Origin of the sequence: Mesorhizobium sp. M0030 (genome assembly GCF_040323695.1) — a bacterium.
Classification (GTDB): Bacteria; Pseudomonadota; Alphaproteobacteria; order Rhizobiales; family Rhizobiaceae; genus Mesorhizobium.
Genome location: NZ_JAMYVE010000016.1, coordinates 68,903 through 89,499, shown reverse-complemented (window position 1 = coordinate 89,499; position 20,597 = coordinate 68,903). Strand labels below are relative to the sequence as shown.

23 protein-coding genes and 1 tRNA gene are annotated in these 20,597 nt (G+C 51.7%); 7 read left to right on the top strand and 17 right to left on the bottom strand.

Annotated features, from left to right (window positions below):
* Positions 1-6: 6 nt before the first annotated feature.
* Positions 7-999, top strand: coding sequence for a site-specific integrase (locus tag NKJ80_RS26995; protein WP_352498647.1), 993 nt, complete (start codon positions 7-9; stop codon positions 997-999).
* 618 nt (positions 1,000-1,617) lie between these two features.
* Here the strand turns inward: NKJ80_RS26995 and NKJ80_RS26990 are convergent.
* The 4 genes from NKJ80_RS26990 to NKJ80_RS26975 form a co-directional block, all read right to left on the bottom strand.
* Positions 1,618-1,986 carry a hypothetical protein gene (locus NKJ80_RS26990; protein WP_352498646.1) on the bottom strand — a complete coding sequence of 123 codons (369 nt, stop codon included), beginning with the start codon at positions 1,984-1,986 and terminating at the stop codon, positions 1,618-1,620.
* An 84-nt stretch (positions 1,987-2,070) separates the two neighbouring features.
* The gene (locus NKJ80_RS26985) at positions 2,071-3,141 is read right to left on the bottom strand and encodes a hypothetical protein (RefSeq protein WP_352498645.1); all 1,071 of its coding nucleotides are present in this window, start codon (positions 3,139-3,141) and stop codon (positions 2,071-2,073) included.
* Between the two features lie 185 nt (positions 3,142-3,326).
* Entirely contained in the window at positions 3,327-4,067 is a 741-nt protein-coding gene (locus NKJ80_RS26980) for a hypothetical protein (RefSeq protein ID WP_352498644.1), read from the bottom strand.
* Positions 4,068-4,275: 208 nt separating this feature from the next.
* Positions 4,276-4,743, bottom strand: coding sequence for a UPF0149 family protein (locus NKJ80_RS26975; RefSeq protein ID WP_352498643.1), 468 nt, complete (start codon positions 4,741-4,743; stop codon positions 4,276-4,278).
* 303 nt (positions 4,744-5,046) lie between these two features.
* Here NKJ80_RS26975 and NKJ80_RS26970 point away from each other — a divergent pair, with 303 nt between their 5' ends.
* Positions 5,047-5,841, top strand: a complete 795-nt coding sequence (locus NKJ80_RS26970; RefSeq protein ID WP_352498642.1) for a hypothetical protein — start codon at positions 5,047-5,049, stop codon at positions 5,839-5,841.
* Positions 5,842-6,058: 217 nt separating this feature from the next.
* Positions 6,059-7,330, top strand: coding sequence for a hypothetical protein (locus NKJ80_RS26965; RefSeq protein WP_352498641.1), 1,272 nt, complete (start codon positions 6,059-6,061; stop codon positions 7,328-7,330).
* Between the two features lie 23 nt (positions 7,331-7,353).
* Here NKJ80_RS26965 and NKJ80_RS26960 read toward each other — a convergent pair whose 3' ends face one another.
* The 6 genes from NKJ80_RS26960 to NKJ80_RS26935 form a co-directional block, all read right to left on the bottom strand.
* Positions 7,354-7,896 (bottom strand): hypothetical protein, encoded by a 543-nt coding sequence (locus NKJ80_RS26960; RefSeq protein ID WP_352498640.1) that lies wholly within the window; start codon positions 7,894-7,896, stop codon positions 7,354-7,356.
* A 2-nt stretch (positions 7,897-7,898) separates the two neighbouring features.
* Positions 7,899-8,534, bottom strand: a complete 636-nt coding sequence (locus NKJ80_RS26955; protein ID WP_352498639.1) for a hypothetical protein — start codon at positions 8,532-8,534, stop codon at positions 7,899-7,901.
* Positions 8,535-8,615: 81 nt separating this feature from the next.
* Positions 8,616-9,488 carry a lysozyme inhibitor LprI family protein gene (locus NKJ80_RS26950; RefSeq protein WP_352498638.1) on the bottom strand — a complete coding sequence of 291 codons (873 nt, stop codon included), beginning with the start codon at positions 9,486-9,488 and terminating at the stop codon, positions 8,616-8,618.
* Complete coding sequence (locus tag NKJ80_RS26945; protein WP_352498637.1) at positions 9,481-9,813, bottom strand: hypothetical protein; 333 nt, start codon at positions 9,811-9,813, stop codon at positions 9,481-9,483. Before NKJ80_RS26945 ends, NKJ80_RS26950 begins: the two co-directional genes overlap by 8 nt.
* Positions 9,814-9,894: 81 nt before the next feature.
* Entirely contained in the window at positions 9,895-10,302 is a 408-nt protein-coding gene (locus tag NKJ80_RS26940) for a hypothetical protein (protein ID WP_352498636.1), read from the bottom strand.
* Between the two features lie 41 nt (positions 10,303-10,343).
* Positions 10,344-12,101 (bottom strand): ATP-dependent nuclease, encoded by a 1,758-nt coding sequence (locus NKJ80_RS26935; RefSeq protein WP_352498635.1) that lies wholly within the window; start codon positions 12,099-12,101, stop codon positions 10,344-10,346.
* A gap of 122 nt (positions 12,102-12,223) precedes the next feature.
* Between NKJ80_RS26935 and NKJ80_RS26930 the strand changes: the two genes are divergently transcribed.
* From NKJ80_RS26930 to NKJ80_RS26920, 3 genes are all read left to right on the top strand, one after another.
* Entirely contained in the window at positions 12,224-12,778 is a 555-nt protein-coding gene (locus tag NKJ80_RS26930) for a recombinase family protein (RefSeq protein ID WP_352498634.1), read from the top strand.
* A gap of 205 nt (positions 12,779-12,983) precedes the next feature.
* A complete protein-coding gene (locus NKJ80_RS26925; RefSeq protein ID WP_352498633.1) occupies positions 12,984-13,151 on the top strand; it encodes a hypothetical protein in 168 nt (55 codons plus the stop codon).
* A gap of 11 nt (positions 13,152-13,162) precedes the next feature.
* The gene (locus tag NKJ80_RS26920; RefSeq protein ID WP_352498632.1) at positions 13,163-13,381 is read left to right on the top strand and encodes a hypothetical protein; all 219 of its coding nucleotides are present in this window, start codon (positions 13,163-13,165) and stop codon (positions 13,379-13,381) included.
* A gap of 556 nt (positions 13,382-13,937) precedes the next feature.
* On the opposite strand, the gene NKJ80_RS26915 is transcribed toward NKJ80_RS26920, so the two are convergent.
* The 3 genes from NKJ80_RS26915 to NKJ80_RS26905 all read right to left on the bottom strand — a co-directional run bounded on the left by NKJ80_RS26915 (position 13,938) and on the right by NKJ80_RS26905 (position 17,960).
* Positions 13,938-14,888: an HNH endonuclease gene (locus tag NKJ80_RS26915; protein WP_352498631.1), complete on the bottom strand. Its 951-nt coding sequence runs from the start codon at positions 14,886-14,888 to the stop codon at positions 13,938-13,940.
* A gap of 146 nt (positions 14,889-15,034) precedes the next feature.
* Entirely contained in the window at positions 15,035-15,577 is a 543-nt protein-coding gene (locus NKJ80_RS26910) for a hypothetical protein (RefSeq protein ID WP_352498630.1), read from the bottom strand.
* 271 nt (positions 15,578-15,848) lie between these two features.
* Entirely contained in the window at positions 15,849-17,960 is a 2,112-nt protein-coding gene (locus NKJ80_RS26905; protein ID WP_352498629.1) for a phage/plasmid primase, P4 family, read from the bottom strand.
* 372 nt (positions 17,961-18,332) lie between these two features.
* Between NKJ80_RS26905 and NKJ80_RS26900 the strand changes: the two genes are divergently transcribed.
* A tRNA-Val gene (locus tag NKJ80_RS26900) sits at positions 18,333-18,407 on the top strand.
* Between the two features lie 207 nt (positions 18,408-18,614).
* Here the strand turns inward: NKJ80_RS26900 and NKJ80_RS26895 are convergent.
* The 4 genes from NKJ80_RS26895 to NKJ80_RS26880 all read right to left on the bottom strand — a co-directional run bounded on the left by NKJ80_RS26895 (position 18,615) and on the right by NKJ80_RS26880 (position 20,580).
* A complete protein-coding gene (locus tag NKJ80_RS26895) occupies positions 18,615-18,902 on the bottom strand; it encodes a DUF982 domain-containing protein (RefSeq protein WP_245260022.1) in 288 nt (95 codons plus the stop codon).
* Positions 18,903-19,014: 112 nt separating this feature from the next.
* A complete protein-coding gene (locus tag NKJ80_RS26890; RefSeq protein ID WP_352498628.1) occupies positions 19,015-19,440 on the bottom strand; it encodes a DUF982 domain-containing protein in 426 nt (141 codons plus the stop codon).
* Between the two features lie 63 nt (positions 19,441-19,503).
* Positions 19,504-19,968, bottom strand: a complete 465-nt coding sequence (locus NKJ80_RS26885; protein WP_023671192.1) for an Hsp20 family protein — start codon at positions 19,966-19,968, stop codon at positions 19,504-19,506.
* A gap of 405 nt (positions 19,969-20,373) precedes the next feature.
* The gene (locus NKJ80_RS26880) at positions 20,374-20,580 is read right to left on the bottom strand and encodes a hypothetical protein (protein ID WP_081731494.1); all 207 of its coding nucleotides are present in this window, start codon (positions 20,578-20,580) and stop codon (positions 20,374-20,376) included.
* Between the last annotated feature and the right edge of the window lie 17 nt (positions 20,581-20,597).

The window sequence follows — 20,597 nt, the reverse complement described above, 5'->3', positions numbered from 1 at the left end:
GAGACCTTGGGCACAATTCGAAAGCGGGGCGAGAAATGGCAGGCCATGGTTCGCAGAAGCGGACACAGGTCGATTGGCCGGACCTTCACCCGTCGCAGCGATGCCGTTCGCTGGGTTCAAGCCACCGAACTGGAAATTGAACGAGAGGGCCTGATCCCGGATCGATCAATTCTAAAGACCACGATACTTGCTGAGCTTTTGGCCCGGTATCGGGACACTATCTCCGCTGCAAAACGTGGCCATCTGAATATGGAGCGGTGGGTTCTAGAACGATTTCTCCGACATCCCATGGCTCGATTGAAACTGAGCGAATTACGCAGGGAGCACCTTCAAGAATGGTGTGACGAACGGCTCAAAGAAGTCAGCGCCAGCACCGTGCGGCGACAACTTGCCATCCTCAGTCATATCTTCGAGATAGCTCACTCAATTTGGCATATACCAATCGACAATCTCACGAGGAAATTGGCAATCCCTGTGTCTTCAGCCAGACGGCAACGCCGACTGACAGGAGCGGAGGGCTGCCAGCTTCTCGTTGCAGTTAAGGCAAGTCGAAACCCATACCTCTTGCCCGTTCTCCTGCTCGCCAAAGAGACCTCAATGCGCAGAGGAGAACTCCTTGCTCTGCGATGGGACCAGATCGGTAAGGACCATATTCTCATTCGCACATCGAAGAATGGCGAATCTCGAACCATAGCCTTGTCGAACACCGCTATCGCAATCTTGGATTCCGTTGCGAAGATCGACGGTCGGGTATTTCCAATCTCGCCGAGTGCCCTTACTCAGGCTTGGCGACGGCTGGCCAAACGGGCCGGCGTGAATGATCTGCGTTTCCACGATCTCCGTCACGAAGCCATAAGTCGATTTTTCGAACTTGGGCTGACTGCGCCCGAGGTTCAATCGATGTCCGGGCACAAAGATATGCGGATGCTATACAGCTACGCACACGCTAACCGGCGAGCGGTCTTGTCGAAACTGAATGGTCAGAAAATTCAAGACTAGCGAAAAGTCGCTTGAGCCGACCGTTCTCCGCCTTACCCCAGAGATTGGCCATAACCGACGGTGTGTGCTTGCCGAAACCAGCAGGCCGCCGGCAAGCTTGCCCTCGCCGGCAATCACCATGAACATGGTTTCGTCAATTCCAGAAAGATTTCAGATGGCCAGAAGCCTTGCGTTTCCTCAACTTTCAGCCGGTCACGTTGGATGGTATGACGGTGTTGGGCGGAGGGTTTTGCAATGAGCGTTCAAATAAAGGCGGCTTTGATGATCGCCGCTGCCATCGTGGTTGCAATGGCCATGTACATCTATTTCAGCCCGTATCAGTCGTGCGTTCGTGCATACCCCGGAAACCCGGATGCGCCTTATCACTGTGCCCAAGGCCGGTAGAACAACGGCAACAAAAAGCCCGGATGGAACCGGGCTTCTCTGCAGTTTGTGATGTGGATGGTTCCCTAGCCTTGGGCAATCACCAGAAAGCGAATGGTGTCAGCTTCCTGTTTGCCGGTTATCTTGCAGGGACTCCCGTTGGGCATTTCCTGCCATATGGTCTGCCAATTGTCGGTGGAGAAATATTTTCTTCCATCCACCATTTCTAGAGTCTCCCGCTTAGGCTTCATGTGGTCAGACCTTGGTCAAACTCATTGCCGACAACTCGGAAGCCGTGAATGGCTTCTTCTGGCCTTCCGGCTGGCTACGGTGTTTCCGTGCGTCATGGTGCGGTGTTGTTTCGAACTGACAGATTGGGCACGGTCCCGATGAAGGGGTTCGGGCTCCCTTGGTTCCGCTTCCCTTCTTTGGCGTCACCAACTTTGGTCCCTTGGTTTCGGAAAGCACGTATGAATAACCAAGATCGTTTAGCTGTTCGATAGCGATCATTGCCGCTTTCTTGGCTTCATCATGCGCCTGTGTCTCTAGCGCCTGCCTGTCGGCTTCTAGCTTCCTGATTTGTTCGTCCAGCTTCTTACGTTGTTCCACAAAAGAAATTGCCATCGGTTTGTGTCTCCCTTGTTGTGAGCCGATGGAATTCAATAGATCGATTCAGAGAATAATGGAAGATGGATTGCGGTTAGATTCTTACAGGTCCGAGACCGTGAATCCGAACCTGTCGAACAACCCGGCGCATGTCGTTTCTTTGTCGCCAATGGTCACTTGGCCATACTCCGATGGGATCATTTGGGCTACCCGGCTTGACACAATCTCCCTGTCTTCTGGGAAAATCCCATAGCCAGTACCTAGAAAGAATTTTTCTGGTCGAGTTTTTCCATGCTTTTCGGCACCGTCTGCCGGTGGCCGCAACAGTTGCATGTTCAAAGGGATATATCCAAAACCAAGGAACACGACATTGTTCGTTTCTCGCATGGCGCTGTGGATGGCTTTGATTTCACTGGATTCCCTGTCCACGCCTTCCGTGTAGGTCTTGACTTGGTCGGCTAAACTCAACAGCCGACCACCATCAACGACTTCTCCAAATTTTGCGGCGGGTTTTTGTTCCATCCATGGGAGATACCCGGCACTTCCATATGGATGATAGATTTTCATCGATTTCACCACATTGGCAGCATCCAGTGCGTAGCAGCCGTAATAGGTGATGATGGCGTGGTACATGAAATGTTCAAAGCACCGGTCATAGTTGAAGATAATGACCGTTAGGTTCTCGAGCGAGTGTCTCAAATCATCGAACGTTGGCTCGAACATGAGGCTGGCGAACCGGTTATACCAAGTGCCAGCAAGCTCTGGAAAATCGACTTTGGGGCTAGCTCCGTTCTCGTCATCCACCTTCAACTTGCTTTCTCGTTCAGCATTCAAGATGGAACCGACGATGCCCACCTTCCCGCATTTCTCGATAGCCTTCGAGTCTTTATGCGAGTGAAGGTAATTGTCTATCGAGCGGGCTAGCGGGAGCGCTGAGCTGATGCGTTTGCAGGTATCTTGAATTTCGCCAGTCTTATAATGTCCGGATTTATCCAGAGACCTTATCGCTTCCACCAAACCTTTGTCTGCTACCGCCCAAGAACCATACCATTCATCGGTTTTGCGGACTCTCAAACCGTCAGCAATCTGTGTTTTCAACATATCGCCCACGGGCAAACCAGCTTCGTAGCTAGCCCCTGCCCCAAGGATCAAAACCGTTTTCTTTTTGAACATGGCGTCACCCCGGTTTTGCGCTGACAGGACTTCCTGTCAGCGCCATAAGCAGACAAAGCGTCACAGGTCGGCACGAAACGTTGCCGAGAAATATATGGCCACGCTTGAAGCGACAGGCGGCTACCGACCCCGCAAATAGCGCCGTTGCGGGCTAAGCGTGATGCGCCATCAACACCCAACTTCGATTAATCAGACACAGAGGGTAGTCGGCCACGCCGTTCAGCCCAAAGCCCTACAAGAGCAAGAGTCCTGTCCTTGGTTCGGACGCAAAAGTCCAGCGGTCTGTCAGCTCCATAGGGAAGGTCAAAACCCAATCGCTTGGTGCTTCCCAGCATCCACTTCAGCGGGTCCATGTGTTTCAATCCTCGTTTTGTGTCGCCTAACTGGCCCCATTTGATGGAAGTGGAGTAGTCCACAAACATGGCATTGAGAAAATGCTTGTACACAGTTTCAGGACTACCAGCGTCTCGAACCAAGGGGCCGTACAGCACTACGGTACAATAGCCGCCCGACAGCTTGCTAGCCCATTCCATCCGATAGTGATCTGCTTCTATCTGCCAAATATCGTAGAGCACGTTCTTAACCCGTGGCATTCGAACAACCTTGTGCTCAAATCCGATCAAATGCCCCTGAAATTTTAGTACGCAATCAATCTTGCCACGGGTCGTACCTTTAGAAGCCAACAACACCCGTTCCGGAACTCCCATTTCCGTTGTGGTCGCCTCCTTTTTGTAAAAAACCTTTTGGCGATTGGCGGCATTCTGAAAGGCTTCGTCAAAAAGTCGTTCTGTCCCAGACATTTTGCCATCGCCAGTTTCAGCGAGTGTCAGGGCCTCGCCAAGCTTGCTGGCGCATTCCTCAAGCGCCTCTTTAGCCACCTGCTTTATTTTAGCCGTGTAGCGGCTTGCCTCAAAGTGATTTGGCATTTGCTCCCCCCACAAAATCGTTGCCTAGCGGCGCTGCCGCCTTGGCCAACTTGATTGTCGGAATTAGCTTTCCGTCGCATTCGCTATTTCTTCGTGTCAGCGCACTGGTGAATTTTACGGGACACATGCTGAATCTCGACCGCAGCCCTCTCCAAAAGAGCATCTCGCTCGTCCTCTGTGATCGCCAAAACCGGTCCCGCCCCTTCTGTCACGCAGGTGCGCAGTGATTGGGAAGAGCAGGTATTTGCCCTCCGGGCTTTCCATCATATCGCTCCAAGAGTCCGGTGGAAGTTTGGATGGCCTCCATGAAACCAAAGCACCACTTTTCCGCCCTTCCATGTCCCTCTTTCTGTTCCGAAAAAATCGGTTCGATTGTGGACACGTCGCTTTCTAGCAATTGAACAATTTCGTTGTGTCTGGCGAGAACCTGCTCAGCCGTCACCTCGTGCATTCGCTGGTCAACGGGATCGTTGTTAGGCCAGAGGCTACGAAGGATGTTATCCTCCGGAGTGAGTTCTCCCCAAACCGAAGGAAGCCACTGGGTGGCATCTATTTTTTCGGGCGAGCAAGCCACACCCGCTAGAAAACCATCCAGCACACTAATCCCCATGCCCCATTGGGGAGCGTTGCCCGACTCTAAATAGCTACGCAAGTCAATGCGCCGATTGTTTAGCATTCTCTCCCAATACGCCTCACCAGAGTAGCCCCCGTCAACAGTCAATTGAACATTATGGGTTCCTTGGATTTTCCTAACTTTCAGCGTGGTCCAGTTGGTGCTATGGATGTTCGTTGGGGGATTTCATTGTGGGCGAACAAACCAAAGCCGCTTTCATCATCGCCGCTGCTATTTTGTTGGCTACCGCTATGACCATCTATTTCGGTCCCTACCAGTCCTGCGTTCGTGCTGGTGCAGGAAGATCGACAGCACCTTATCTGTGTGCCCATGGTCGCAATGGAGCGGTTTGGGAGGGGAACTAGAATGCGCAAGTTCGGATTGCTGGCGCTGGCCAGTTTGCCGATATCCAGCGCCGTCGCAGCCGACGATGTTGAACGCCCAACCACCGTGTACGTCCAAAACAAGGATGCAAAGAGCGCCATCGTCGCTACATGCGATGTTCCCGTTGCGGATGGGATGCATTGTCACTTTACACAAATGTCGGTCGGCAAACCCGACGAAACGAAAGCTCAAGAACGCATTGCAAAAGGCGCCGCCGACATGCTGAAAGCCCCGGCCTCTGAGTTTAAGGATTGTGACAAGTTCGCTGCATTTCTAGAGGCAGTGGAAAGCGGGAAAGCGCCACCCGAAGTGACTGACAGAAAACAGTTTGAAGCAGATTGGGCAAAAGAGGCACCGGAGTCTAAAGCCGACACCATCAGGCTAATGAGAGCCTTTGCCAGTTTTTGCCAAACCCGTGACGCCGCCAGCGCCGAAGCGGTAGCGAGAGCCGCTGACGAACTGCAAGGTGCCACGTGCAACATTAGCAATTGGTCATTCGATAAAACCTTCACGCAGAACTATTCAACCAAGCGCTGGCAGTCGACCATCCAGACCAACGATTCATGTGGCACGATTGAGTACAGCGAGTTTGCAAAGCCGGATGATCCGAAGGCTAACTATTTCTGGAACTACACCACGAAATCCATTGTCACCAATACGAACGGGAAAAACATTGTTGGCGTCGCCTGTATGGCAACCGATCAAATAGAACACCGGTACACGTGGCAGACCGGCAAGTTTTACGCCAATTGCAAATACATCCAGATGTCACCGTAGCGGATAACAAAAACCCGGACTTGCCGAGGCTCTCTAAAGGTGGAACCGCTAGATGGAACTTAGGCTGAATGCGTATTCGGTAAACAGTTTGGCGCATGTCAGCTTGTTGTTGATGTTCATCGACGCATAGGACGACTCGGAAAACCCCTACCGCTCTCGTGCCGTGACACGCTATGGGCTTGATACAGTTGATCAACAAGGCATTGAGGTGGCGTCCGTGATTTACGAGACCGTAGTTGCCCCAACAGAGCGGGTTAGTAACTCACTTGAACTTAAAAGGGCGCTCCTCACCTTTGATCGGGTTGTACTTTTCGACCCCGACGATCGAGAATTCTTTCCCCCCCAATCATTTTTTGTAGCGATGGGCGCACCGCCATTCGTTGGGATGAATACCGGCCCAGTCAAGCCTTTGGGAAAGGCTCCCGGCTATGATGATGCTTTTCAAAAACTCCTTGATGAGTTCTCAGTTGCAGGTCGCCAAGGGCTCGTTGACGTGGTGTCATCCTATGATCGGTCTTCATCCGATTTATTCACAATTGGTGCCGTTCAAATGGGTGGCTACCCTCTCAACCCACGATTCCTTCTGTGGGCCTTTCGAAACATCGCTCGGGACGAAGAGGTGGTTTCCACAGCGCTGGAAGGCGATGAATGGCTCTTCTCTTTGCCGGATGAGACTGTTCAGGAACTGGCTATCCAGTCTGCCGCCGACGGCGGAATCAATGACGATCCGGCGATTGCGCCGATCCAGCGCCCACTAAATCGAGAGAATCTTCGAGAGGAGTTTTCCCGCATTGGACGGGCGAGAATAGCATCGGTAATGAAGACAATTGGCTTCTGTGCTTCACGAAACATGGTTCCATTTCTCGGACAGGCATCGACAGGAAACATCGCCAATCGAATTGCGAGCCGAGCCAACTCAGTCATGGACAAAGTTACAGAGTTTGATCCGTTCTGGGCGACACGTTCACAAGTGATGCGAATTGGCCATAGCGAATACATTGACGAGGCGGTGCTAGCGACCATGCCTGTAGAGGAAGTGTTAAAACTGCGCACCCGTGCGTGGGGTCATCAAGCTGCAGCTAGGGACGAGATGCTACAGTCTATCGCTGCTATTTCAGCGGACATAGGCGACACGGCAGAGTTCCAAGAGAAGGCACAAGCGAGTATCTCGGCTTATCGAAAGGAGGCGGAGGAGCTTGAGCAGGAACGTGCCAACTTAAGATTCCAAATCAAATGCGAAGTGGCGAAAGCGGTAGCATTATCAGGAAGCGGTGGAGGAGCCGAAATAACTGGACTGCTATCTCAGTTGCAGAGCGGCATCGGTGCTGCCGCCACGCTGTTCGCCGGCTGCCTTTATGCAATTGATAAGATCAAAGATTACGGGCCGGTTTCCCAGCAGCTAAAAGCGGCAGAGAATGAGTTCCGGGACAAAGCCGGTTTTGGTTTGCACAACTTTTATGAAGGCATTAAGCAGGCAAGCCGAGCCTGATCTGCCGAACCTAGGTAATGGACCTATGGGCAATCTAACCCACCGATTCCTGCCTGAATGCAACTGCTTATTTCTGCTATAGTCCTAGTTTCCCTCCATTTCGAAGCATGGGTATAGCCTTCCTTAAACTTTTCATAAATCTTCTGTTGCATATTTTTATTGATGCCCAATTCAGAGAAGAACTTTTTGAATCGATCAGTCGTCGTGTCGACTATCGTTGGGCTTTTTAGACTTCGACTCATAACACTTGTTAATTCGAAGTCGGCAATAAAGCATGCCATTAAGTTCCTCATTTGACCTGAATTCTTGGCAATACCATAACATCGATCCAAAAACTTTTCTATTTTTGTGGGGCCACCTTTCTTATACGACCTCTCGTCGAAAGCTAAGGCGTTGCCAGAAACAATACCGATACGCCCAAAAAATTCAGTTTCATTCGTCTGCCCTCGGTCGCTCACAACTTCTAACAATTGTCTCAACACCGGGACGTCATCGAAGGCAAATACGTTTACAACGGAGGCGGCCAGAAAGAGCGTTGCCAGACCTAGATTTACCAATCTACGCATTGTTAAACCTCTCGCACCCGCCAGTGATCAGCCTTCGCATCTCGGTTCCCGCCATGGTCACACCGAGTGACGGCTAAGTGCTTAGCATCGGGCGACCCGTAGCCGAGTTCTATCCAGTGCACCCTGCCTTCTTTTGTCTGGAGCGCAGGAGGACACGAGGATTCATCCAGTTTGGTCGGTTGCCTTGGCGAGGCTAGGACAAAATAAAGCCTGAGCGACTCGGGAAGACGGCTATTGTACTCCACCAGCGCTGTCAGCCTAGCAAGCTTGCTTTTTACCTGCTTATTGCCCCAATGCTGCCCCGCCTTCGCCTCCACGATAATCAGCGTTCGGTTGTAGGCGACTACGAGGTCGAAATCCTCCTGCGTGCCCTTAACCTGACCCAACTCATTTGGGTACGCCGGGAATGTTTCGTCAGACGTTAATGTGGTCGATAAGGCGCCGAACAACCAATCCACATGATAGTCAATCGCCCACCATGCGTTCTCTGGGATATTGACGCCGGCATCTGGTCCGAAGACGGTGCCTAGCTTTGTCCGGAAATTTTGGCTGAGTGGCTGCAAACCAAATGCCTCTTTCAGCAGCCAATATCTCTCTTTTCTGTTGAACCGCTCCAGAGCGGCTTCGAGTCCTGCCATCGCCCCCTCTTATAGATGTGCGCTTGCGGATCGCCTAGATTTGCTCGGCTCACTTCCAGCGCAGGTTCCCGCTCGGATACTCTATTCTGGCAAATAATCCATTGGATCAGGCAACCGCTCCTGCTTTACCGCTTCAGCATCAACCCGATAACCCAACCGCTTTGCCTTCGAGACCATCTGACCATAGACATCAGTGATTTCGATATCGTGGCAGGCCGCAAAATATTCAGTGTATGACGACTCGTTGTAGCCAAAGATCCCACCTTGATCGCTAGGGGAGAGCGTCGAAACAACCCAGTTCTTCTCAGTGCTGTCGTGAAACAGCGTCGCCGGACGTGTCAGCGAGCAGAACGCATACCAGTCGCCTCGTCCGTTTTCTTTCAAAGGAGCCGGCGTGTCATAGGTGCCTTCGGGATGTTTAGATTCCCAATACCGACTTTCCACCTTGTAAAGTACACCATCTGGCGCACGAGCGGCGATGCTGCGCTTTTCAATGCTAAACCAGCCGCAATAATCCATGTGACAACGGCCTTGGATTCGTCGCCCGACGATGGAGTTCGACATCGTGGCGGCGCTACCTTCCGGTGCCAACTCGCCACTCATTGTGAGGTTCAGCAACTCATCCCGGCGATTTTCGGTTGCAGAGATCAGGCAACTGATCTGCATCGCCTTATCGCCACGAAGTACGCACATGCTTCGTGTTTCCAGCCAGTCCTTCTGATCAGCCAGAAGAGCATCCTTATCGTTGGATTTTCGGCGAGCCGCCTTAAATGCGTCTGCCATCTGGGCGTCAAGATCCGACAGGTTTTTGTTCGAGCAAATCAGGCGCTCGTCCTTGCTTGAAGCCTTTCGACAATCGAAGCTTGCCGCAGCGCCAATGCCCATCGGCATGATACAGAACGCAAGAACCGCACCCAGAAGCACTCGCCGAGACGGATGGATCGGATCATTCAACAAAGCGTCCGCACCCTATCCACACTTGGCCTTTTTCGTCCGAGAAGCTATTTGCGTCGAGTCTCTTCCAAGTGACTTTGTCAACCGTGCTTTCGCCCTCAGTCTCGCATACCTGTTTGAATTTTACGGCGCTCCCTTTGACTGAAACGCTTTTCACGGTGCAGGAAGTCTCGTAGTTCGAAAGTTCGCTGCCCCTGACGTCATAAAGGGCAAATTCCGACTCAGCGTAGGCTTGTTCCCTGCTCATTTTACAAAACTTGGCTTTCGAGGCATACGAACCATCGGGAAAAGGCAGTTTGTCGGCTGCGATGGCGGAGAATGGCATTAGAGACGCCAAAAGAAAAAGCGCACGGACTACCTTATTTCTATTCATATTCACTCCCCTGCATTGCGTCATTCCACCCATCTAGGGCCGAACTGGTGTCAGGGCCGTTTGAGACCAATCGAACTCGAAGCATTTTGATTGTTCTTCGACGATGCCCGCCTTGGATGTCAGCCCAAGATCGATGTATAAAACAGCGCCCTCTGACGGCATCCTCGTGGCAGCGTTCACGACCACAACCGAGAGCAATGGGTAGCCCGCTTCATGACACCGTATGGCAATTCCACCAAGGATGTCACCCCAACCACGTGTGGCAATTCCGAACTTCTTGGATAGCTCACCATAAGTGATCGTTGCCTTCCCGAGCGCAAGGCCAGCAAGGAATCGTGCGACATCCAAGCGAAAGCTGTTCTTCATTTTGAGAAAATGTGCGGCGGAAATCTGGCTCGTCAATCCACTACCCCCAATGAAGTCTTCGTCAGCGTTCGGCACGCTCTACTCCGCAAGGTGCAGAACACCCCGTCCCGGAGCGGCTACCGCCCGGCAACACTCTCATGAATTATGCGATTGGCTCTATTGATGAACTTAACGAGCTGGCTAATCCGCTCTTCCAAATCGAGCCGGGTCCAATCCACTTCCTCTGTCAAAGCCGCCTTTGCAAACCTGATCTTATCCACTTTTTCGATGACCGTCCCTTTTGATGTCGTGTAGGCTAAACCGTTCGAATAATCGTCGCCCTTGTAGGTTGCACCTACAGAGCCCTTGTGGATCGATTTCGAGACACTGTCTCGGGTTTCGTCGGAAAGATAATTCTCGATCTCTTTCCCTTTTGTCACCCAGCTAAAGGCTGAGGCACCATCAAACTCACGGACGATGCGCTTCTTTGTCTCGTTCATTCTTGCGTGCTTTGACCGCTTGTCGCTGTCAATCACGATGCACGGAAAGCGATTAATCGGCAGCAATTGAATGAACTCGTCAACCTCACTGTCCTCCACCTTTAGATGACTTAAAAGTCGCCCGCCGTAAAACATGATGGAGTAATGAATTCCTTCAACCAATGTTCGATCCTTTTTGGAAATCCACTGATTCAGATATAGCCTGTCCGATGGTCCCTCGACCCAGATTATGCAGTTGCTTTGTAGAAGATCGCTGGGGCGATAGCCAAGGTCGTCGCATATTGCACGTCTAGACTGCCGACCAATCGCACGCCGGAAGTAGGTGCTTCCTTCCTTCAACTCGACGCTAAACACTGCAGCATCAACAGCATCCATAACGTGTGCGGAATGAGTCGTGATAAAATATTGGTTGGTGGTCTCCGTCTCCAAAAACCTCATGAATTGGCGCTGAAGCTCAGGATGCAAATGAATTTCAGGCTCTTCGATACATACCACTGAGTCTGTAACGGAAATGACATTCGCCGCCATAAGAATTATCTGATGAAGGCCTGTTCCAAGAGCTTCGACGGGTAGAACTCTCCCGTCCATACTAATGTTTATTGTTTGCTTATCGTACGGTATCTCGACCTTGACATCATTTCTAGAGAGGACCGTATTTATAAATCGCTCGATTGCAGAGAATCTAACACGATCTTCCTGCTTATTCCAAGGGGGGCTAGCCAAAGCAGCAAGCTTGTCGATAATTTCGTCGTGACCTGCAGACGGCCCGAATTCAGGTCTGAATTCGTCTAATCTGGTGTCAATTCGCCTCAGAGCTTGGATCACAACAACACCTACAGGGTTGATAAACTGCTTCACGTACGATTGTATAATCCAAGGAAGCCAGTCATCAATAGTTCCGTCTCTGGAATTGCTCAGATTTGCCCACGTTCTATATATTTGGTTTTGTTGCTCATCGTTGATCTTTCCAATCATCGCACGCAGCAAAATTGGATCTTTGAAATATTTACCTTCGTTAGGGGATATCGGCAGCCATATCATTGTTCCAGCATCAATGCTCGTCAATAATTTCTTCATCACGTCTATGACGTGGGGTGCCCACTTACTTTTTCCAAAGGCGATCTCAGCACATTCTACATCTATTGGAAATAACATCCATGTGTATTTTGCGGTCGTGTACCCAGAACGTGGTATATCCGTCGGAGCAACCGTTACCTTTTTGCTACCCAACGTGGCAGATAGATAGCGACTGATATAACGAATTACGTTAGATTTACCGGAATTGTTTTGACCGATGAAAATGTTGATCCTTTCAAGCGGCCCGATCTCTTGGACCTCCCGATAGACACTTCGAAAACCTTCAATTTTAAAACCATAAATCGGCAGTCTTATCATTCCCACAGCCCCTGCCCTTATGGGAATGACTGTATCCGACGATCCGTGTCCCACAAGGGTCGTATTGACATTTTGGGCATCTTGCCCCACAATCTCTTGGAGGCTATTGGGAAGGATTCAACATGTTGGTTGGCTATTGCCGCACAAGTTCGATCGAACAGATGGCAGGCTATCAGGCCCAGTTAAGGGACTTGAAGTTGCAGGGATGCGAGAAGGTCTTCAGCGAGCAGGTTTCTTCCGTCAATTCCAATCGTCCCGAGTTAGAGCGGGCGATCGATTTTGCTCGTGAGAGCGATGTGCTGGTTGTTACCCGACTGGATCGCCTTGCCCGTTCCGTATCGGACCTGAGTCAAATTGTTGCCAGACTCGAAGCCAAGCAGGTCGGTCTGAAGATCCTCGACATGAACATTGATACAACCTCTCCTACTGGCCGGCTGCTGATGAACCTCGTGGGATCGATTGCGCAGTTTGAACGTGAAATCATGCTTGCTCGTCAACGGGAAGGCATTGCAAAAGCAAAGGCTGAGCACAAGTTCAAGGGGCGAGCACCCACTGCCCGGCGCAAGGCGTCCCAAATCCTCGAAATGCATTTGGCCGGGCAAGGCGCATCCCAAATTGCAAAAATCGTCAAGGTTGGTCGGTCATCCGTCTATCGAATTTTGGCGGAAGCCGCCTAAGCTACTGAGAGGAAGCCCCAATGCCTGAAAATCGGTTGATGTATCGTCGCCCAACCACCCAGAAGAAGACGCTCCGGATCATCGAGATGCATTTGGGTGAAAAAAGCCCGGGCCGAATTGCTGCTGTGACGGGGTTGAGCCGATCCACGGTCCGCAGGGTTATCTCGGATATAATGGACAATCAGCAAAACGCAGCGAAGGCTAATTGAACAGCAAGTCGACCAAGCGAAAAAGGAAGGACATTTCCCGGGGCACGCTGGCAGACGTTGACCAAAGGGATGGCCTAGAGCGCTTCGATGATCTGATGGAACCCCTCGACAAATATCTCGCCAGCGAGGAACGCAAGGCCGTCAAGGTCAATGACTCGTCATAATGGAAATGAAAATGAGTGCCGCCCAGCTCGATGAAGTCAGGAATTGCGGAAACTGCCAGCATTTGGCTTGGCTGGTGGCGCTGGGATTGGGCCCTCGCTGCACTCATCCGGAAAACCGTGGCCTTCCCATTATTCCGAGTGGATATGATCCGGCTGGCAAGGCACTGGATTTGCCGATCATCCCGTCGAGGGATTTTGTCTGCGAGAACCACCAGCGTAAGGGCAAATAAACCACTCCCCCGCAGCAAGTTTTGATTACACTGCCACTTAACGGAACCAGTGCTCAAGAACCCAAAAACGTCTCCACTGGCGGTGGAGAATCGGCGTCGCAGCGTCGTTTGGACTGCTAGTGGATGGAATCTAACGCTTGGTGCCCACGAGCGGGCGATTGCGCTTATCCGGTCTTCCTGCAGGCAATAGTTGCCAATGCTGAAGGTCCTTCGGACAACGGTCTGAGCGAACTCGCCTACCTGTCATACCGGGAGCGCTAATATGCAGGCTACAGCGGGGCTACCCCTCGCAGCCGATGCCATCGCCATCCCGGTCCAGATCATAAATATCGGTGCCAATGACTCGCACTGGACCTCGAACGTAAGCAGGGCCGTTTCCCGAACCGCCGGCGCAATCTACATCGCTGGCAATCGGGACACATGGGTCATAATTTGGATCGCATTGCTCTTGCGATGAGCCGAGGTCTGTAGCGCTCAACAAACATATAACGACAGCTAGGAGGCGAGCCGAGAGCCTTACCAATTGAAATCTGTTCAGCCACATTGGCTTGGATCCTCAGTCGGCGAATGAAAACAGGCGCCGGTGGTATCGCAGGTACGCACGTTGCGTTTCATTGAATGCTTTTGCCGGAAATCTGCCGCTTGATAAGCCGATAAGCGCAAGCTCCGATGCGGCGATCCTATCTGCAATAAGGCAAGTACCCTCGTCGCTGAAAGATATGTATCCGTGGTCGAAGAGCAAATCGACTGTGGGCGTTAGTAGCAGCCCGTTGTGACCATCTAGTCGCTCGTGGTTGGTTTCGCAAAGGCGCCAAGGTTTTATATGGCTCGCCCTCAATAGGCGCCGATCAGTCACCCCTGTTATCCTGCAGGAACCTTCGATGCCTTCAAGATTTTGCCTAAACCTCCCCTGTCCACGGCGTGCTTTGATAAGCTCAAATTTTTCGGTCGAACTGATAGCCGTGTTGTTTAGGATCGTCCGTTCAACTTGATCTTCCTCGCCCTCCACAATTGGATTCTGGATTTGCACGTGCGCACTTGCAGATCCGAGAGTCACCCGTTCGGGAATCTTGGAAAGCAGCAACCGGGACATTTGATCTGAAATCGCCGCTAGATATACGTTCTGCCTGCCGTCACCGTCAGCCGACAACGGTGAATGTTTTTCGGGGAGTAGCGATACCAATTCGGCAATAAAGGTTTTGGGACGCAATGGCTGTTGAAGCGCTTGCCATTCCACAGGAACAAGCCAGCCGTTAGCATTCCAATTTTCGCCTTTGGTGCCGAATTCGGCTGGTTTGGTGCTGGCAATTCCACGATCGGAAGCGACACCGACTTGTCGGATAAGTTGGTTAGCATAGGAGAATATGAAATCGCCGGGTTCGACGGACGCCATATTGTCATACGTCTGGTTGCGAGCACCGTTTTGGTTCTGCTTTGGTGACCAAATGTAGCCGCCCACAGTTTCTTCCCTAAAGGTCTGCTTGTGATTAACCCACCAACTGCGCATCGTTGTCTCCGACTCTGAGCACTAGCAACCATTCAGTGCACGGATTTTGCCAATGATTGTCTTCCCGAAATTGTAGGTCGTGGATACTCCTTTGTCGACTGACTGGTGCAGAGCACCCCTGACAGTCTCCTTTAGAATAATGAATATCAAACACGTTTGCCCGCCTTCATATCGGCGAGAATGCCCGCAATCCCATCCTCGATGAGTGAACCCTGTACGACAAGTTGTGCGACGGGGTCGGAAGCGAGATGATTCATCATCGATTGTGTGACGGACCCTAGTTTTGACAACGCAAAACACGCAATCCTGACCCGGGTGTTCAATGGGTCGGACTTACATTCCCGAAACATGAAGTAGAATTCCGAGGCATCGGACAGCAGTTTGGGATAGATACGCTTTCCTTCCCCAACCACGGCCTCGACAAATCGTCGCTCGGTCTTCGATGAAATTGCGTTCGCCCACGCTGTGCAATTCTCGGCGAGAAGGGCGACGAAAAGGCTTTCCACAATCTTCGGCTGGGACAGCAAAGTTTCGGTTACATCGTCGTTAAATTTGCCAAATTGAGTTAGTGCAGTGTGGATGTATGCGACGTGCTTGGCGACCCCAAGCCGAAAGCGAGAGTCAAAATCACGCACAAAATCCTGTGCAATTGTTTCGTAATAGCGGTCATTTCTGAACAGCCAAAGCATGAGAAACACCCGGGGGACCAAACGGCTTGATCGTCGTAGAGAGAATTGTTGGCGAAAGAGGTGATAGGATATGCATCAGACTTTATGGGTGAATGCAATCGATTGAACACAGCGTCGGATCAGCGGTTCTTTAATATAAGACGTAATTACATTTCGGTACTAAAAAAAGCAACACTTGGATGTAGGTAGTGTATGTCAACGTAATAATAAATATATCCCCATTCGTATAAGATAAATCATGACATCGACATACACCTCATACATCGTTTTGCTAGTACAAAATGGCTTCGTCTTTTAGAGCAATCCCCTTCCATCCATTTCCCGCAGCATGCCGATAGCTGATTAGCCCTTGCCGACCGAGCTCTTTCCCAAACAAAACTTTGGGTCGAGGGTCAATTCCGCTTAGACTGCACCACTGCTCATACTTTGCAAAAAGCTCAGCGGTAGACTGGCCAGCGGTTGGATTAAGGTCACAACAAGCGTCAATAAACTGGCAAATAGTGTCGTTTTCACCCCGGTAGGCCGCTGTTGCGTTCATAATTTTGGCCGGCGGATTTAGTCCTTCCGCCTTCCAATTTCTATGTCCCTCCAGCGCCCAGTTCAAGATACCAGAAAGCTCACGCTTAAGCTTAGCCGGCAGGGTCTTGTCACGTTCATTTGGGGCAAATGTCACAGGAAATTCGATCACATTAAACCGCCGCCAAATGCCCTCGCTTGTCCCGTCGATACGGGGCAAATCGTTTGTTGCTAGCCAAAGCTTGAACCGGGGTTGATACTCAAAAAAGTCCTGATATAGCTTTCGGCACGTTATCGGGTCACCACCCGTCATAGATTTGATTTTCGCCTCAGCCAACTTCGCTCCGGCTTCCCCTTCTGAGGCCGAGACAAATCGCTTTCCCACCAGCGCCGCCAAATCATTGGAAGCCTGATTGCCATATCTTTGGACCATCAACATCTGCATAGGGGTTGTGCCGCTGTAGTCGCCGAATAGGGCAGCAAGCACGTTCATGAGTGTCGATTTGCCGTTCGCACCATTCCCGACAAGGACAAAAAGGCATTGCTCCGATGTTTCGCCGGAGAGTGTGTAGCCGACCGCTCGCTGAACGAATTTGATCACCTCAACGTCCCCCTGAAATACCGATCCTAAAAAGCCCTCGAAGTGGGGACACTTTTCGTCAGACCTAAAGTTTACTCCCAACCGCTTTGTGATCAGGGCAGCACCCGGTTCAATCAATCGGCTTTCGTCTAGCGAAAGAACGCCATCCCGACATCCTGCCAGATCGTCATCGATATCAAACAATCCGCTATCAACTGCGAGTTCGGAGCGAGCCAGCGTGAGGATGTTTGCAATCCCAGAAACGGAGGAAAATTTGCTTGCGTTCGGAAACGGTATTTTTCCTTTGACAATCAGCGAGCAACCCGTGTTAACGACCTGACGTTGCATGCCTTCAATAGTGACAATTTCTAGGATTCCTCGCTCTTTCCTATACCACTCTTTGCCTAGCGAGGCGTAGTAGATCGAACCACGATTCTCGTCGGCAAAGATCTTTGCTCGGCCAGCGTCGGAATCGGCAGATACGTTGTTGTTGCCCGGTGCGAGCGCCGTTAAGCCGATCCATTTTGCTGTCAGTTTTGCAGTTTCGCTTCCGACTAGATCCGTTAGAGCGGCGTACCCTGCAATCGGCTTCCCCTCTGCATGAGCTTCAAAAGTGGTGCTTACACATAGGTCCCTATCCTCAGGCTCATCGTCTTGGCAGTGTCTGGACACTGCCGAAACCAGTCGCTTCACACTGGCCAAGTTTCTACCTGCGTTTGCCATCATCCCGGAGATTGCGAGCGCCAAATTATGCCGAGCGCCTTTTCGCCAATAGTTCACCAAAATGGTTGCCACCGCCACTTCTTCCACGGACTGTTTCAGATCCGCCCATGCAATCGTCGCCGGCTGCTCAGAGAACTCAAATTCAATCGCCTCCTCCGTCTCCGGATGCCTTGATCCCGGAAACATTGTCTGGCCTCCTTCAGACCGCAACTCTATGAGAGTCCCGTGTGCGTTGCTGGAAAACCGCTGCGTCTTACCGGGGCTTGAGACCCGATAAATGTAGTGGCCCGCTGGAGCCGAACTGCGCCCGAATTTCATTCCTGTCGCCGGAAGGATTGCCGGCGCAAGCTGACGTGCAACGTCATTATCTAAGTCTACATCAACGATGCCACCCGACGCTTCCCCAAGGACAACACCAATATTGTGGCCTAGTTCGAAAAAATAGGTTTGTATCTGCTGCTCCGAGATTTGCTCCGTCGTCCAAGCCTGTAAAATTGGGATCTTTCCATTTAGCGGAGTAAGTGAAAACTTCTTTCGTTTGTAAAAATTGATGTAATCTTTCATGCAATTAAAATTCATATATTTGATAATCTCGCTATCTGCGAACTATCACAAAAACATAATGTAGCGTTCATCGGTTGACTGGCTTTTTTGCCATTTAGTTCATATCGCATGCTTTGCCATTAATGTCAAGTAAAAAATGGAACAGGGGCAATTTGGTATTTCTCTATATTACCATTATATTATGATTTTATTTTAGAAAGGTATGGGCTGTCCCGATGGGGCAGCAACTGCTGTGTATTGGCACGATGACTGCTGTCACAATGGCGTCACAGACGGTATCAGTTTGGAGTGCCTATTGGCTTCGAAAGCGACAACCTATAAGATTGCCGTGGCATTGAATTTGTTGGCTTTTTAGGCATTTTGGCTTCGGATGGGCGTGTAGCTCAGCGGGAGAGCACTGCATTGACATTGCAGGGGTCACAGGTTCAATCCCTGTCACGCCCACCATCCTTTCAATAACTTAGCCAAGCCCGTTTTTGGCGCACCCCTTCGACGACTTAGCCGGTAAGGCGGCCACCGCTAGTGGCAGCCGCCTCGTGTTTGTGGACATTCTAATGCTTGGCGCTCAAAAGTGGCCCCGGTTTTGAGACGACGACATGCATAAAAACAAAGACCTAAAGCGCGTCGTCTGAGTCCGTTCAAACGCGACGCGCTTTAGACGTGGTGCGGGCTTAGCGTCCTTGAAGGCGCAGGCTCGATGCCGTCCTCCATAAGAATATCCTTCTTGCGAGCGAACGCGACGAAGACGCCTCGTGCTGTCTCGGGTTCCACATCACCAATCAGAGCGGCTTTGCAAGCGCGAATAGCAGCTCTCTGCTCCGGGCTGTTGCCACACCATTCGGCTGCGAATTGATAAGCATCCGCGACCGTGTTGAGTTGGCGGGGGAAGCCCAATCCCACCCACACCCGGACTGGCTTTTCAAAAGGTTTCGATAGCATCATGACCTCCTTTCCTAATGCATGTCACCCAGAAGTATTCCGCGGTTCTGGGACAACGACATGCATCAAAACAAAGACTTAAAGCGTGTCGCATGAATCCGTTTCGCGACGCGCTTTAGGCAGTCACTCCTCCGCCTTCGCCACCTCTGCCCATCATCCACGGCATTGTCGTGGATACTTCTTCCTCAAGGATTCTGGCTGCTTTCGCAAAACCGCTGAACGCGTCTCTGGCTGCGGAAAGCGGATAATCGCTATCGAAAGCTCGCTGGCAGGCCCGCAATGCGGTTTGGTGAATGGGGCCGCGCCTGTCCTTCGGCCATTCATAGAGGAACTCCAGAGCGTCCTCGAGACACGTGATTTCCTGAACAAGGTTGTCGCCGCTTTTCACGAAAACGGCGCTGTCAAACATCCGATCGTTCATATGATCCTCCAAATCGAACGAACCATTGAGTTTCATGGTTTGCGCGGTCCAGGCCAACTGCGGGCGCGCGACAGAGGCGCGCCAGTACGTCCTGCAGTGATCATCTTCGTTTCTCCGCAATCACAGCCTCCCGGCCGGAACCGGGAGGCGGAACCCGCAGTTCAAAGTGACAGATCGACAGGATTACGCGGCTTTACGCGCGCGGTCCGTGTCTTGCGTGATCTGAGTGGCGGCCGTCGGCGTGTCGCCGACGCCGATGCTAATGCGGCGCGGCTTCAGCTCTTCGGGAATCTCGCGGACGATGTCGATCGAGAGGAGGCCATTCTCCAGTTTGGCTGCCTTGATCTTCATATGGTCGGCAAGCTTGAACGTCTGCCTGAAACTGCGATAGGCGATGCCCTGGTGCAGCAGTTGGCGTCCGCTCTGATCATCAGCTTTCTGGCCTACCACGACCAGTTCGGGTCCATGCTGGGTCAGCTCAACCTCATCCTGGCTGAAGCCTGCGATGGCCATCGAGATACGGTAATCGTTCTCGTCGACCTTCTCGATGTTATAGGGCGGCCAGTCCGGACGCGTGCCGCTGTCGAGCATGTCGAAAAGCCGGTCGAAACCGACGGTGGTCCGATAGAGGGTATCAAAGGTTCTCATAGCCACATCCTCCTTGAAGCAACATGGGTACAAGGACGCCGCCCCGTGCGGCGCCGCCATTTTTTGCCGAGCCTTATGGCCTTGGCGGAAATCGAATTAGGAGGCGCCCCAAATGAGTTCAAGAGCATCTCGAATTTTTTTTAGTGGCATCCTTCGCATCGACGGAAAGCGAAATCTGAGTTTCTCCGGGACCTCCTCCGAACAGTCGAACAGCCCGTTGAAGTACAGGTCCGGCGGGAAGTTTTCGCGCGATCTGCGCGACCGCATCGTCTACTGCCCTGCCGTCCCGTTTCGTATTCAAATGCCGGCCAGCAAGGAACCGGGTAGCGGCCTTCCAATCCGTAAATCCACCCTGTCGGGGGACGAAACGTCCCGGCACGTGCCGGGACGTTTCTGGCTCGCGGATCACTGTGGCCGCGGATCGGGCCTGTCGGGCTTGTCATGAGGGGTGTTGTTGCCTTCACGGCACTGTGTGCCGATGCCGCAGCATTTGCCGTTGTAGGTGACACCGGGCTTGGTCTTCTCGCATTCCCTCGGCGGTGCCGTCTGACACCCTGCCAGCACCGAAACCGCGATGGCGGCGAGAAAGACGTTTCTTGAAGTGATAAACATTGACGTTCTCCTTGATG

Coding starts and splice junctions, on each gene's coding strand:
- NKJ80_RS26990 (WP_352498646.1), bottom strand. CDS start 1,986: ATGGCAATTTCTTTTGTGGAACAACGTAAGAAGCTGGACGAACAAATC.
- NKJ80_RS26985 (WP_352498645.1), bottom strand. CDS start 3,141: ATGTTCAAAAAGAAAACGGTTTTGATCCTTGGGGCAGGGGCTAGCTAC.
- NKJ80_RS26980 (WP_352498644.1), bottom strand. CDS start 4,067: ATGCCAAATCACTTTGAGGCAAGCCGCTACACGGCTAAAATAAAGCAG.
- NKJ80_RS26975 (WP_352498643.1), bottom strand. CDS start 4,743: ATGCTAAACAATCGGCGCATTGACTTGCGTAGCTATTTAGAGTCGGGC.
- NKJ80_RS26970 (WP_352498642.1), top strand. CDS start 5,047: ATGCGCAAGTTCGGATTGCTGGCGCTGGCCAGTTTGCCGATATCCAGC.
- NKJ80_RS26960 (WP_352498640.1), bottom strand. CDS start 7,896: ATGCGTAGATTGGTAAATCTAGGTCTGGCAACGCTCTTTCTGGCCGCC.
- NKJ80_RS26955 (WP_352498639.1), bottom strand. CDS start 8,534: ATGGCAGGACTCGAAGCCGCTCTGGAGCGGTTCAACAGAAAAGAGAGA.
- NKJ80_RS26945 (WP_352498637.1), bottom strand. CDS start 9,813: ATGCCATTCTCCGCCATCGCAGCCGACAAACTGCCTTTTCCCGATGGT.
- NKJ80_RS26935 (WP_352498635.1), bottom strand. CDS start 12,101: ATGATAAGACTGCCGATTTATGGTTTTAAAATTGAAGGTTTTCGAAGT.
- NKJ80_RS26930 (WP_352498634.1), top strand. CDS start 12,224: ATGTTGGTTGGCTATTGCCGCACAAGTTCGATCGAACAGATGGCAGGC.
- NKJ80_RS26920 (WP_352498632.1), top strand. CDS start 13,163: ATGAGTGCCGCCCAGCTCGATGAAGTCAGGAATTGCGGAAACTGCCAG.
- NKJ80_RS26915 (WP_352498631.1), bottom strand. CDS start 14,888: ATGCGCAGTTGGTGGGTTAATCACAAGCAGACCTTTAGGGAAGAAACT.
- NKJ80_RS26910 (WP_352498630.1), bottom strand. CDS start 15,577: ATGCTTTGGCTGTTCAGAAATGACCGCTATTACGAAACAATTGCACAG.
- NKJ80_RS26905 (WP_352498629.1), bottom strand. CDS start 17,960: ATGAAAGATTACATCAATTTTTACAAACGAAAGAAGTTTTCACTTACT.
- NKJ80_RS26895 (WP_245260022.1), bottom strand. CDS start 18,902: ATGATGCTATCGAAACCTTTTGAAAAGCCAGTCCGGGTGTGGGTGGGA.
- NKJ80_RS26885 (WP_023671192.1), bottom strand. CDS start 19,968: ATGAGAACCTTTGATACCCTCTATCGGACCACCGTCGGTTTCGACCGG.
- NKJ80_RS26880 (WP_081731494.1), bottom strand. CDS start 20,580: ATGTTTATCACTTCAAGAAACGTCTTTCTCGCCGCCATCGCGGTTTCG.